The following is a 13,623-nucleotide window of genomic DNA, read 5'->3' as shown; positions in this document are numbered from 1 at the left end:
CCAACATGACAACTGTCCGTATTGCCCAACATGCTTTTTTTCTGATTATCCTGATAACCAGAGCATTTGGCCAAGTCAGTCAACCCGAACGATCTGTTACCACGAAACCGTTTGTGCTGGGCGTTACTCAGGAAATCAATTCGACGCAGTTAGCCGAAAAGCGAACGCTAAACATTTACCTGCCCGAGGGCTACAACCCCAACGACACCATCCGTTACCCGGTTATTTACCTGCTCGACGGCTCGGCCGATGAAGATTTTATTCATGTCGTGGGGCTCGTCCAGTTTAATACGTTTTCCTGGATCAACCGCATCCCAAAAACCATCGTTGTGGGCATTGCCAATACGGATCGACGGCGGGATTTTACCTATCCAACAACAATAGAAAAAGACAAACAACGCTATAAAACCGCTGGACAATCGGCGAAATTTATCGCATTCCTGGAAACCGAATTACAACCATACATTAATAAGGCGTATAAAACTACCGAAGTTAAAACGATTATCGGGCAGTCGCTGGGAGGGCTGCTGGCTACTGAAATTCTGGTTAAAAAACCGGCTTTGTTTACACAGTACATTATTATCAGTCCGAGTCTTTGGTGGGATAACGGCTCTCTGCTCCAGCAAAAAACGGATGCGCTTAAAGCTCATTTGAGTAAACCATTGGCCGTATATATAGGCGTTGGGAAAGAAGGCCTTGGCCCCAGCGATATACCGCACGTCATGGAAGTGGATGCGAACCTGTTGGCAGAAAAGTTAACTGATACTAAAAACAAAAATTTGCACCTGTACTTCGACTATCTGCCTCAGGAAAACCACGCGACCATTACCCACCAGGCTATTTTTAATGCATTCAGGCTCTTATACCCCCCTCCCGCTGACAAATAACTTTTTTACTTACTTTCTATAACCAACTGACTCATTTCAGGAAGCTATTTTTTGCTTTCTTTACAGCATGAGCAGACTGAAAGCAGCCATCATTGGCGGAGGCAATATTGCCGACAAGAATCATATTCCAGCCCTTAAACACCTATCCGATCAGGTCGATCTGGTAGCCGTATGCAGCCGCGAACTCAGCAAAGCCCGCGCCCTGGCCGACACCCACAACATTCCATATGCGTTCAACGAGACGGCCGAGCTTTTTCGGCAATGCGCTCCCGATGTGGTGGTTATCTGTACGCCCAATAATCTCCATTATCCCCAAACAATGGAGGCTCTGGAGCAGAATTGTCATGTTTTCTGCGAAAAACCACCGGCTCTAAACGCGCAAAATGCCCGCGAGATGGCCGATCTGGCCCGAAAAAAAGGCCGCGTGCTAGCCTATAACTTCCAGCTTCGGCAAGCGAGTGAATACGAACTGTTGATGCGGTGTAAAACGGATGGCTTGCTAGGAGATATTTATCATATCAAAGCCTCTTTTGTGCGTCGTCGGGGAATTCCGGGCTGGGGTTATTTTACCAACAAAGCTATGCAGGGTGGTGGTGCGTTGATGGATCTTGGTGTTCATGTGCTGGATCTGGCCCTCTTTGCCCTGGGTTATCCTACACCAGAACAGGTACTGGGCAATACGTATGATTTTATTGGCAAGGCAGGTGGAAAGGGACTATTGGGCCAATGGAATCCTGAAACGTTTGAGGTAGAAGATGCTGCTACAGCCTATTTGTCGTTTCCCAATAAATCGTCCATCATGTTAACGGCTTCATTTGCCCTGAATATGGAGGCCGAAAAAGAACGAAATCTGGAGGTCTTTGGAGCCAAAGGTGGAGCCAGGCTTTTCCCGTTTTCACTCCATACTGAATTGGCGGGCGAACTGGCCGATATACGCTTCCCCTTTCTGGAAGAGACTGATATTCAACTTAAAAACACTATGGCTTTCCTGGATGCATGCGCCGGTAAACCCTCAAATGTCTGTACGGCCGACCAGGGAGCTATTCTACAGGAAATCGTTGAACGGATTTACCAATCGGCAGAACGGTAAAAAATGTTTCATGTTTCAAACGCTACCACTGATCGTTTGAAACATGAAACCTATAGTAATAATCATTTAGTTAACAAGAATCCGATGCAGCCGGACTTGCGCCCGTTCTTCTACTCGTAGCATATATACACCCGCTGGTAGTTTCTGGACCGTTTTCAACGTTAAGTTTCCGTCCTGATGGGTTCCCCGCTGTAAGGAAATTGACCGCCCCTCTACGGTAAATAATCCAATTAAGGCGGTTTCTGGCTCATCAAGATGAAGCGTTAACTGATTCGTTTCAACCGGATTCGGAAATACGCCATAGGATTGATTGTCGACCACTACAGAAACCCAGCGGTAAGTGGTTTGATGTCCATCCAGATCAACCTGACGTAAACGATAATAACTGGTTCCAGGAATAGGTTGCTCATCATGATACGCGTAGGAATGATCCTGAAAAATCCCTTCAGCCGCCTGTATTTTAGCTACAGTCTCAATCTGTTTCAGGTCCTTGCTGCGTTCCAGTAAAAAGTAGGCGTTGTTGGTTTCGTTCGTCGTTTTCCAATTCAGTTTGACGGTGCGTTTGTCCTGAACATCAGCCGAAAACGATAGAAGCGTAACTGGTAAAGCGTTCACAGCACAATACGACAGTCCCCCATCAGTGCCTACATAAATTCGATCGCTTAACGCAAATACACTCAGGGCATAATTACTACCCAGACCGTTTGCATCGGTTTTAGTCGAAAAAGTAACTCCACCATCCGTCGAAATGCTTAACCCACCGTCGGTTCCTACATAGATTGTACTGCCAATGGCATACACACTGATTGCCGTATTACTGCCTAACCCATCAGCATCCGTTCGGTTGGTAAACGTAGCACCGCCATCGGTCGACATGCTAAACCCACCATCGGTAGCTGCATAGACATTGTTTCCGACGGCATATATACCGTACACAGTATTACTGCCTAATCCATTGGCATCCGTTCGGTTGGCAAATGTGGCACCGCCATCGGTTGATATACTTACTCCACCTCCCGTAGCGGCATAAACGGTTGTTCCGATGGCATACACCCCCCAGACAAAATTACTACCCAGTCCATCGGCTGTGGTTTTTGTTACGAATGTGTTGCCACCATCCGTTGAAATATTCAGACCGCTTTGTGTAGCGGCATAAACGGTACTACCCACCGCATATACACTGGTAATAAAATCATCACTTAATCCATCGGCCGTGGTTTTATTGGTGAATGTGGCACCGCCATCGGTTGATATACTGAAGCCGCGGAGTGTGCCGGCATATACGGTGCTTCCTACCACATATACGCTAAAAACCACATCATCACCCAGACCATCGGTCGTTGTTCGGTTTGTGAATGTAACACCCCCGTTGGTCGATATACTCAAGCCACCATCCGACTCCCCGCCCGTTGCCGCATAAACGGTGTTTCCAACGGCGTAGACACTGTTTACAGAGTTGCTTCCCAGTCCATCAGCAACCGTTTTATTAACGTATGTATCGCAGGAAGGACCGCTCTGAGCCAAACTCGTTTGAGATGCGGATAACACCAAAATTAACAATAGCCCAAGGCCAAATTGGCTTACTTTTACAAAAAAAGAAGTGAATGTAGTTGTAAATTGCATAGAGGAATGATGAATAAAGATGGATGCTATCAATTGACAGAGCAGGATAAGTAATTGAGTGTAATACTTAAGCTGAGACTATCTACATATAATCACCAGTAAATATCCTGATTCTTGCTGCAAAAGTAATTGCTGAAACAATACCAATCCATTATTCACATTTCAGTAACATCGCAGTTTCCTATCCCCACTTTGATAAACTTTTTTTATTCCATATTCGCTTCATGCTTGACCTGATCATCGACGCTCGCCCGGCCTCTTTAGGTAATGGATTCAATGTCCGACGTATACTTCCCTATCGGCTTCGACGGATGCTTGGTCCGTTTATTTTTATGGATCATGGAGGCCCCGTAGAGTTTACACCCGCTCAGGCTCCCAGCATGGATGTGCTCCCTCATCCGCACATTGGCCTGTCGACAGTAAGTTATCTGTTCGATGGGCAGGTGACTCATCGCGATAGTCTGGGCGTTGAGCAGATTATCCGCCCCGGTGAGGTGAACTGGATGACAGCGGGACGGGGCATCGCCCATTCCGAGCGCTTTGAAGACCCGGCTACCTTAGCCGGTGGACGACTGGAGATGCTTCAGACGTGGGTGGCCCTTCCCGAAACCCATGAAGAAAATGCCCCCAGTTTCGACAATTACCAACCGCATGAACTTCCAATTTTTACGGACAATGGCGTTTGGCTACGGCTGATTGCGGGTAATGCGTTTGGACTTACCAACCACGTTAAAACTCACTCACCCTTATTTTACGCTCATGTTGTTTTACAGCCTGGCGCCCGATTTGGTTTACCGATGGGCTATCCCGAACGGGGTGCGTATGTGGCCAAAGGAACGGTAGAAGTTGGCGCTAATCGGTATGGAGCCGGTCAGCTACTGGTATTTACACCCGGCATCGATCCGGTCCTGACTGCTCTTGAAGCCACCACGATCATGCTGCTGGGTGGAGAACCTCTGGGCGAGCGATTTATCTGGTGGAATTTTGTTTCGTCCCGAAAAGAACGCATTGAACAGGCCAAAGCCGACTGGAAAGCCGGCCGAATTGCCTTACCTCCCAATGATAATAAAGAATTTATACCGCTTCCGCACGATCATTCCAGACCAGCCGGTACTGGCACGCCCCCTCCTCCACCTCTATCCTGAACGCCTTACTGAAGCCCTGGCCCAAACAGAATCAGGCCAGGGTCAATGCCATACGCTTAAGCTACCAGTTGCTTTGGTCGCAACCATTCTGGTTTAGTAATCTGTACGCGAGCCTTTAATTCGTTTAGCATGGCATACAACCCGTAGTATGTCCGGTTGATGTATAATCCATCCCGATTGGCTCGTACCACCTTCGAGTTCTTTAATTCTTCCATCTTCGACAGGTCTTCGGCAAATGCATACACTTTGTTAAAATAGGCATCGTCGCCGAAATCGAAATAGTCGACGGCAAAGGGTTTGCCCAGCATTTCGATCATCTGCACAAACAGATCGGAATAAAATTTTCGCTCAGAAATCGTATCCTGCGGTACGAGAAAGCCTAGGTTCAGGAAGACCTGCTCAGCAACTGGCGGATCCAGAAGCTTATCCGGTCGAAGCAACTGGAAATAGTTGTCATAAAAATAATCGGGAATCTCCTTGACACAGCCGAAATCAATAACGCCAAGCGTTCCATCGGCACGCATCAGAAAATTGCCGGGGTGGGGATCGGCATGGACTTGCCGAAGCGCATGAATCTGATGATCATAGAAATCCCAGAGCAATTGCCCAATATGATCGCGCACTTCCTGCGAAGGATTTGTTGCCAGAAACTCCCGTAAGTGCAGGCCATCCAACCAATCCATCGTTAGGATTCGTCGACTCGACAATTCGGGGTAGTAGTGTGGAAATACCAACCCACTAATATGCGAACATGCCTCCGATATTTCGATGCTTCGGCGGAGTTCGAGTTCGTAATCTGTCTCTTCCAGGAGCTTACTTTCCACTTCCTGCATAAAATAGTCAATCTGTCGCTCATCCAGATTGAGTAAACGAACAGCCAGTGGCTTGGCTATTTTCAAGTCCGAACTAACTGAATCAGCCACGCCGGGATATTGAATTTTAACCGCCAGTTTTTTCCCATCTTTCCAGGCAAGATGTACCTGCCCAATACTAGCCGCATTAACGGCATTGATATCAAACGAATCGAACAGCTGCGACGGTGCTTTCCCGAAATACGTTCGAAACGTTTTGACTACCAATGGGCCCGACAGCGGTGGCGCTGAATACTGCGCCATGGTAAACTTATCCGAATAGGCTACGGGAAGCAATCCCCGGTCCATACTTAGCATCTGCGCCATTTTCAGCGCCGAACCTTTCAATTCGCTCAATGCTTCATAGATATCTGCTGCGTTATCTTTGTGCAGTTCCTCTCTGGGAAGTTCAGGATCGAGCAGTTTCTTGCTGTAATGTTTTATATAATTCCCACCAACTTTCACTCCAGCCTTAACAAACTGAGTGGCACGAGCAACTTTGGTAGTTGGAACAGACGTTTGGGTTTTCATCCGGAGTTAATTTTGAATGATTGAGTGATTGAATGATTGAATAGGCTCAGGAGGCAGTTTTATTCGATCATTCACTCATTCAAAATTCAATCATTTATTTTGGTACATAAACTTGGCCAGATCAAACAGTGTATCCAGAGGTGACCGCCCGATCAGATCGAACGCGGTGTTGACTGTCTTTTCAATGGCGGTATCGGTTTTCTCGAAATTTTTACTCACATCTCGCACCCAGAAATTGAGCAGATACAGCGTTTGACCCCAAAGTGCATCGGGGTAACGGTCTGTAATAAACGGACGCGGTTCAACTTCTTTACTCTCACGACCTTCGGCCAGCAAATCGCGAACATAATCATAGAAAGCTTCTTTAAAGGGCTCCAACACGCGCGATTTCTGATTCAGTTGCCAAGCTTCCGGCCTTAATCGCCGTGTACCATTCCCCTCGCTCTGAAGTCGTCCAAAACTATATACTACAAAGCTTCGCTGGGATTTCAGCAATTCAATCCAGGTATAGTAAAACGCCAGCAGTTTCTCGCGAACGGAATAACTCTGGTAGGTTTGGTCTGCTTCAACGGTGGTTTTGGCTTCGTTGAAAAAGGTAGTCCAGACATCGGCCTCGATGGCGTCAAATGAAGCATACTCCTTGTAAAAGTCTGCTTCGGCAATCTTGAGTTTTTTTACAAACTGGAAAACGGAGGTGGGCTGTTTTCCATGTTCCAGGACGTACTCGGTGTACGCCTTACGGATTTTTTCGAGCGTTTCCATATACTAATCCAACGGTCTGTCGATCAGAAAAGTTTGCCCTTTCAATCATAAAACCGCTGTATAAATCACTAATTTCATTGTAAATTTAACCCGTATTTATCCTCTTTCTAATCTTCATGAACACGCGCCTTTTTTGTCTGCTTCTGACCCTTGGTGTTGGATTGGGCTTCTCGACCCAGGCACAATCGTCCTACGAAATTACAACTGACCAACCCGCTCAATTCAATGGTATTGAATATGGGTACGCCATTCGTAATGAAAGCAAAAAAGAGATCGGTAGTAAAGGCACCTTCAATCGGTATGAACTCACGGTTTACGTAACCAACAAAAGCGGTTGCACCCGGCTGTTTTTTCCCCGGCAAACAACCTTTGGTCTGCAAGACCAGGATTTGCTGGCCAATTTCGATTGTGTCAACGCTACGGGAGCCCGGTTAACATCAAAAACAACAACGGTTCGCGCCCGTCCTTTCTCGGTTCCCTATTCGACTAGTTCGAAAAATGCCGAAGGGAAAGTGGTTACCACTACGATCCAGGTGCAGGCGGGTCATATGCTCGAAAACGGTGAAACCGTTTCTAACAACATCATCGTACTGGTACCCGAGGGTGAGCAACCTCAACTACGCGTTCGCGTTCAAACTACTGAGACTACTTTAGGTCGGGCTTCCTATGTCCGGTAGTTTAGTTCGTAGGCTAGTGTACATTTTTTACCGAACTTTGCCGTTCTAATTACATACTTGTCAAATCCAATCGTAACTATGAACGTCTCAGCCCATAGTCATTTTCTAGGTAGTTTATGCTTTTGTATCAGCTTATTGATCAGTGTTCAAAGCGTGGGTCAGTATGGTGGATATGGATATGGTGGTGGATATGGTGGAAGCATGGGACGCCGGATGGGCGGTAACTTTAGCCAGGACATGACAGCCACCTCGCGATCGAACATTCCTAACATTGCAGGCGAACTGGCCCAACGAGAAACCAAATGGCTAAAAGAAAACCTTCCGCTTTCTAAAGAGCAGTTTAAAGCAGTCAAACAACTCAATAACGAGTACGGGAATCAGCAGCAGTCAGCTCTTAAAGACATCATAGGTACCAGCACCAAACCAACTCCCGAAAGCCGCAAGCAGATTGAAGACATGATGCTTATGCTCAATGAGGAAAAAGAAGACAAACTCAAAGAGATTCTTACGGCTGAACAGTGGACATTATATCAGACGAAAAAGCCGGAAATGCAGAAAGCAGTTGGCGGCTGGCGCCCACCTGCCCCTAAAGGCATGCAGCCCAAACCCGACTCGACGGGTACGCCAAAGCAATAGATCACAAAAACGAATCGGTCAGAGAAAATTCTCTGACCGATTCGTTTTTGCATACCATATGAACGTTACATAAAACGGTGCAATTATTTTAAATTAGCTATATAAGCTCCCATCTGCCGAACCGAATAGCAGGTAATTCCTCGTTGCCTGGCGTCAGTTAACAACCTGTCGGTCAATGGAGTGCGGTTTGAATCATCGAATATGATATGCTGGGCTACGATCCGCCCGTTTAGCTGGTCCCATTCACGCAAGGCATTCCGCCGGATAATCAGGTAGTCTACAACAGTTGGAAATCGCCAGTGCGATTGACCGGTCAGTTTATTCAACAGTAGAATTGTTTTGCCATGCCAAACCCATAGCGCCCAGTTGCGTGACTGGTGATAAGCCGGAATCGACACTGAAGAATCAGCCGTAGTAGTGCTCCGACTCAGATGGGCAGTATGTATGTCCGAAACACCCCACAGACCAAAGGTATTTTTAAGATAAAAATCAAATGAACGCTTATCGGCCGTATCCAGATCGGTCAGGAGCGTGCTTTGCCGACCTTTCGTCAGGCTAACCGCCGTTCGATGCGGTAGAAAATGGACTGCCAGTTTCTCCTGATGGGTTTGCTGAACCATTTCCCAAAGAAGCACACCAGCCAATGCCACCGCAGCCAAGCAAGTTGACCACAGATAAGTTCGATGGCGGGTCAGTAACAGAGCGGCCCCGCAAAAAATGAACCCATACGTAAGTACCAAAGCGACTGATGATAGCCATAGCCCTTCCCAGGCAGCCCCTGGTAACTCGCTGGTCAATTGAACGGCTCCGTTCAATAGCCAGGCCGTTTTTTGCAAAAACCAGCCTACAATCGTGTTTATATAGGGCACCCAGCTTACTGCAAGACATAACATAGCCATCGGCAGCAGGATTTCTGACATGACAATGACGACTGGATTGGCGAGCAGAAAATAGGTTGGAAACTGGTGGAAATAAAATACACCGAGTGGAAACGTAATGAGCTGCGCCACCAACGCAACAGCCGTCAGTTCCCAGAGCCGATTAGCCCAGCTATTCCGAAACGTAAACGACTGATAAAGCGATGATTGCCACGCGCCTATTCAGGCAACCGCCAGATAAGACAACTGAAAGCCAGCCGAAAATAGCGCATACGGATCAAAGCAGAGGATAAAAAAGGCCGATGCACCAAGTGTGTTCGGCAATTGCTGTTGACGCCCCAGGGCATTGGCCAGAATAACCATTGAAAACATCCCGGCCGAACGCAGCACTGGTGGCGAAAATCCGGTTATGAGTGCATAAAACCACAGGATAGTCAACTGCAAAGCCGCCATTAGCAGCTTACCTCCCTTTCGCTTCGCCAGAAACCCAAGCAACAACGTCAGCACCTGAAACAGGATACCCACGTGCAAGCCCGAAACCGATAGAATATGGACGGCCCCTGCCACTGAATACGCCCGGTATTGTTCTGTATCCAGGTCATCTCGAACGCCCAGAATCATCGCATTAACGATGCCATATTCAGACCGTGTTCCAATTTGTTGAGTTAGTACACTATCTGCCCAACGGTTTATTTGTATTGCGACCTTCGTGATAGGGTTCGGCGGGTCAAGGGATAAAATCTGTCGCTGATAGGGCCGCAAGTATTGCTGATGTCCAATGTTTCGGTAGCTGAGATATCGTTTGTAATTAAATTCGCCCGGATTGAGCGGAGGGTCAATCGGTCGGGGTGGGCCGGATACCAGCCAGACTTCTCCATAGGTTGGCGATCTCTGCCCTGCTTTATCCAGATAGACAATTACGCGTCCACTTAGTGGATGCCAATCACCAGCCGAATCCGTTAAGCTCTTCTTCTGTGTGTTCGTTTGATGCCTTTTCCATTTTCCTTTCTGGATTTCCAGTTCAACCCGAAAAGTCTTGGCCCGTTCTTCTGGCTGTGCCGAAATCACCCCTACATACGCTTGTAGCGAATCGGTCAGGTGGCTAATATCGTCGGGTCGATTATTGGCGGTACGCTGATAGGTAATGGCCCATCCCAACCCTGCCAACAGCAACAATATACCTACCCCTGGGAGCGTCTGGATTGGTTTGATACGCTGGTTAGCCGTTCGGATAAATCCCCACAAGTATAGGGCCAGCCCCGTTAGGAAGGCTACGAAAGGCAGGAAATGCCAATCGGGTTGCCATACATACAGTACAATTCCGGCTATTAGCCCTGCCACATACCGTACAAAAGGTTGCCCGTTCATTGCTTCGAATAGGCTGAACCTGGCAATACCATTTTGTAATGCTGAATTCCCGCTTCTTCAAACATAGGTCCAACTGGTACAAAGCCAAACCCTGCATACAGTGGCATAGCGGTCACCTGTGCGTGCAGGTAGATACTTTCTATCGGTTCTGGCTGCTGACTAAACACATTATCGAGTACAGCCTGAACCAATGCCTTTCCCACCCCTTTTCCCCTAAAAGCCGATAAAACAGCAAATCGCTCCAACTTAACACCGTTAGATGTCCGTCGCCAGCGAGCGGTACCGCAGGGTGTAGCATCGGCGCAGGCCAGAAAGTGTGTACTACTATCTTCAAATTCGTCGAACTCTTCTTCCGGTGTCACTTGCTGCTCGTCAATGAACACCTCCCGACGAATGGAGAAGGCAGACTCAAGATCAGTAGGATTGGAAATAGGTAGAACCGTGATCATAGCGGGTGGTACATATTGTTTCAGGTTTCATAGTTCAAGTTGGCTGACGCGAAAACGCAATTGCTTTCGCGTCAGCCAACTTGAACTATGAAACCTGAAACAGATTAACTATTGCATAACAAAACGCTTACTGACCGTTTCATTATCTGTCTTTACCCGAACAATATACATACCTTTTGCTAATCCTGAAACAGGAAGCATCAACCGGGTGCTCGGCGAATTAGTATAGCTGGTAGATCGTACCTGACGGCCCGTATTATCAAACAGATCAACCTGAAACGACTGAGTCCCTTTGAGCAGGACATCCATCAGGGGAATATCCGTCTGCAAATCGCTCTGGAAGGGATTGGGATATACTTTTATGGCTAACTGCTCGCTTTCGCCCAATGGGGTTGTGATGGAGGACAACTTTACCAGCCTTGCCCGACGAGGACTTAATGCCAGAACAGCCCGCATTCGCCCTACTTGCCCGGCGGTGAACATATTCATGCAGGCATCTGGCGAATACATCATGTAATTTTCAACCAAATCACGGGTTTGTTTGCCAGCTACGCACGTCGAGTAGGTCTGATTGCAGTTGGTGGGCGAAATCGATCGATCCGCTGTCAGTGGGGTATCTGCTACATAATCCTCAGCACAGCCACTGCCATCGCCCCAGGGGTGAATCAGCCCCAGCCAATGTCCAATCTCATGCGTAACCGTTCGGCCCAGCATATACAAAGGCCGGTTCACTGCTCCTGTTTGCTTCCCAAATACGCGATAATCGATCAACGATCCATCCACCAATTCATTGGATGTTGGCCACAACCCCTTCAGCGTATCAGCGGCTGTTGGAAACTGCGTATATCCTAGATAACTATCCTGAAAACGAGTTACCCAGATATTCAGATACCGATCGCTGGGCCAGTAGACAATTTGTGAGAGCAGCGTATCATCGTTTAGAATATCAAACGTTGTCTTCGACGGATAGTAATGTCGGGTGATCCCATTCGTTGGATTGCCGTTGGGGTCCGCTGTCGCCAGAAAAAACTCAATACGGGCATCGGCTCCGATCGAACTGGTATTATAGCCTAGCGTACCTGCTTTCCGCCGATAATCTTCATTCAGAACCTGAATTTGTGACAGAATCTGGGCATCCGAGATATTAACATTGCTGGTACCACCTGTAGCTCCTGAGGCCGTATTATGCACTACATGAATAACCACCGGAATGCGGTAAACGGTAGTATCTGCTGCCGCAGCCCGCAACGATTTTTGATCGGTCAATCGCTGTTCAACACGGCGGTTCAGTTCCTGAATCTGTTGAAGCCGGTTAGGGTCCCGCTGCTGTAATACCCGTTCATAGTCGACAATTGCACAGCGTTTGACAGTGGTATCTGTTACCGTTTGTGCACCAGCAACTGGCGAAATGGCTAAAACAAGCGAACCAATCAGCCAGTTACGGGTGGTTCGCTTGTCAAGTTTCAGGCGATTAATGCCCAGCTTTATCATATGCAGTAATAATTTCTCGAACGAGCCTATGCCGAACCACATCGCGCCCATCCAGCTCAACGAAGGCTATACCCTTGATATTTTTCAAAATATCAACCGACTCGATCAACCCTGACTTCTGCCGATTGGGCAGGTCAATCTGTGATCGGTCACCCGTTATAATTGCTTTCGATGTTGGGCCCATCCGGGTCAGAAACATTTTCATCTGCATCGATGTGGTATTTTGTGCTTCATCGAGCAGAATAAAGGCATTATTCAATGTTCTCCCCCGCATGTAGGCCAGTGGTGCAATCTCAATAATACGATTTTCGGTATAAAACTTCAGTTTTTCTGCCGGAATCATATCATCGAGGGCATCATAAATCGGCCGAAGGTAGGGGTCAATTTTCTCCTTCAGATCACCCGGCAAAAACCCAAGGTTCTCTCCCGCTTCGACTGCCGGACGGGTAATGATAATTTTCTTGACTTCTTTATTTTTCAGCGCACGTACGGCAATCGCAACGGCCGTGTATGTTTTACCCGTACCGGCTGGCCCAATCGCAAAAACCAGGTCATGTTTCTCCGCAGCCTCGACCAGCCGTTTCTGATTATCGGTTCGTGCCCGAACCACGATTCCCCGGTTCCCGTAAACCAGAACTTCGTCGTCGTCGGGTAAGGTTGGAGGAGCGATCAGACCACCCGTTGTAGGCTGACCACTGTGGTTGATGTAATTCTGGACATTTTCATGAGTAATTTTACCATACTTCTGATAGTGCTCCATCAATGAGTCCAGAATATCACTGATTCGGCTAATCTCGGGCGTAGTTCCCTTGATCCGTATTTCGTTGCCGCGCGAGATGATCTTGCTCATGGGAAAAGCGGCAGCTACTTCTTTAATGTTGTTGTTCTCGACGCCCAAAAAATCAATGAGCGATATATTGTCGAGGGTGATGACTTTTTCGACCAAACGATGAATAAGTTTAATGTGTGATTCCGAAAAGTAAGCGATTTCTTTACTTCTACAACGCATTTTATCAAAAATTTATTCGCTCGCCCACTTTTCTATTTCATATCGAAAGATTAGCACAAATCCCTCTTTTTCTAGGAATATATACGTATCTTTCTGACATACAGCCGACTACTCAACTGTCTTACCCTATACGCCTAAACATCCCTTAACCGTTGCTTAAAAAGTCGAAAAATTATCGAACGAGGTACTTACAACATTACCAGAATGTTACGTGATTTTTTGATCA

At 47.4% G+C, this 13,623-nt stretch carries 11 protein-coding genes and 1 pseudogene; 5 read left to right on the top strand and 7 right to left on the bottom strand.

The window, feature by feature from the left end; all coding sequences use genetic code 11:
* Nucleotides 1–5 precede the first annotated feature (5 nt).
* Nucleotides 6–887: an alpha/beta hydrolase gene (locus ACYVFD_RS25375; RefSeq protein WP_461093307.1), complete on the top strand. Its 882-nt coding sequence runs from the start codon at nt 6–8 to the stop codon at nt 885–887.
* A 67-nt stretch (nt 888–954) separates the two neighbouring features.
* The gene (locus tag ACYVFD_RS25370; protein WP_461093306.1) at nt 955–1,977 is read left to right on the top strand and encodes a Gfo/Idh/MocA family protein; all 1,023 of its coding nucleotides are present in this window, start codon (nt 955–957) and stop codon (nt 1,975–1,977) included.
* A gap of 66 nt (nt 1,978–2,043) precedes the next feature.
* On the opposite strand, the gene ACYVFD_RS25365 is transcribed toward ACYVFD_RS25370, so the two are convergent.
* Complete coding sequence (locus ACYVFD_RS25365; RefSeq protein ID WP_461093305.1) at nt 2,044–3,600, bottom strand: T9SS type A sorting domain-containing protein; 1,557 nt, start codon at nt 3,598–3,600, stop codon at nt 2,044–2,046.
* A gap of 224 nt (nt 3,601–3,824) precedes the next feature.
* Between ACYVFD_RS25365 and ACYVFD_RS25360 the strand changes: the two genes are divergently transcribed.
* Nucleotides 3,825–4,745: a pirin family protein gene (locus ACYVFD_RS25360; protein WP_461093304.1), complete on the top strand. Its 921-nt coding sequence runs from the start codon at nt 3,825–3,827 to the stop codon at nt 4,743–4,745.
* Between the two features lie 56 nt (nt 4,746–4,801).
* Here the strand turns inward: ACYVFD_RS25360 and ACYVFD_RS25355 are convergent, their stop codons facing one another.
* Both ACYVFD_RS25355 and ACYVFD_RS25350 read right to left on the bottom strand, forming a co-directional pair.
* A complete protein-coding gene (locus ACYVFD_RS25355; RefSeq protein WP_461093303.1) occupies nt 4,802–6,127 on the bottom strand; it encodes an ABC1 kinase family protein in 1,326 nt (441 codons plus the stop codon).
* 90 nt (nt 6,128–6,217) lie between these two features.
* A complete protein-coding gene (locus ACYVFD_RS25350) occupies nt 6,218–6,889 on the bottom strand; it encodes a TetR/AcrR family transcriptional regulator (protein ID WP_461093302.1) in 672 nt (223 codons plus the stop codon).
* A gap of 116 nt (nt 6,890–7,005) precedes the next feature.
* Between ACYVFD_RS25350 and ACYVFD_RS25345 the strand changes: the two genes are divergently transcribed.
* On the top strand, nt 7,006–7,566 hold the full coding sequence (locus ACYVFD_RS25345; RefSeq protein WP_461093301.1) for an ABC transporter permease: 561 nt from the start codon (nt 7,006–7,008) through the stop codon (nt 7,564–7,566).
* Nucleotides 7,567–7,644: 78 nt separating this feature from the next.
* Nucleotides 7,645–8,202 carry a hypothetical protein gene (locus tag ACYVFD_RS25340; RefSeq protein WP_461093300.1) on the top strand — a complete coding sequence of 186 codons (558 nt, stop codon included), beginning with the start codon at nt 7,645–7,647 and terminating at the stop codon, nt 8,200–8,202.
* A gap of 83 nt (nt 8,203–8,285) precedes the next feature.
* On the opposite strand, the pseudogene ACYVFD_RS25335 reads toward ACYVFD_RS25340, so the two are convergent.
* From ACYVFD_RS25335 to ACYVFD_RS25320, 4 genes and pseudogenes are all read right to left on the bottom strand, one after another.
* Nucleotides 8,286–10,448, bottom strand: a pseudogene (locus tag ACYVFD_RS25335) (ComEC/Rec2 family competence protein).
* The gene (locus tag ACYVFD_RS25330; protein ID WP_461093299.1) at nt 10,445–10,897 is read right to left on the bottom strand and encodes a GNAT family N-acetyltransferase; all 453 of its coding nucleotides are present in this window, start codon (nt 10,895–10,897) and stop codon (nt 10,445–10,447) included. The pseudogene ACYVFD_RS25335 and the gene ACYVFD_RS25330 overlap by 4 nt, the downstream one beginning before the upstream one ends.
* 108 nt (nt 10,898–11,005) lie before the next feature.
* A complete protein-coding gene (locus tag ACYVFD_RS25325) occupies nt 11,006–12,388 on the bottom strand; it encodes a M43 family zinc metalloprotease (RefSeq protein WP_461093298.1) in 1,383 nt (460 codons plus the stop codon).
* Entirely contained in the window at nt 12,369–13,334 is a 966-nt protein-coding gene (locus ACYVFD_RS25320; RefSeq protein ID WP_461093391.1) for a PhoH family protein, read from the bottom strand. Before ACYVFD_RS25320 ends, ACYVFD_RS25325 begins: the two co-directional genes overlap by 20 nt.
* Between the last annotated feature and the right edge of the window lie 289 nt (nt 13,335–13,623).

It is taken from the genome of Spirosoma gilvum, from assembly GCF_054776815.1.
The sequence above is the reverse complement of the archived record's forward strand: the minus strand, read 5'-3'. Positions and strand labels throughout refer to the sequence as shown.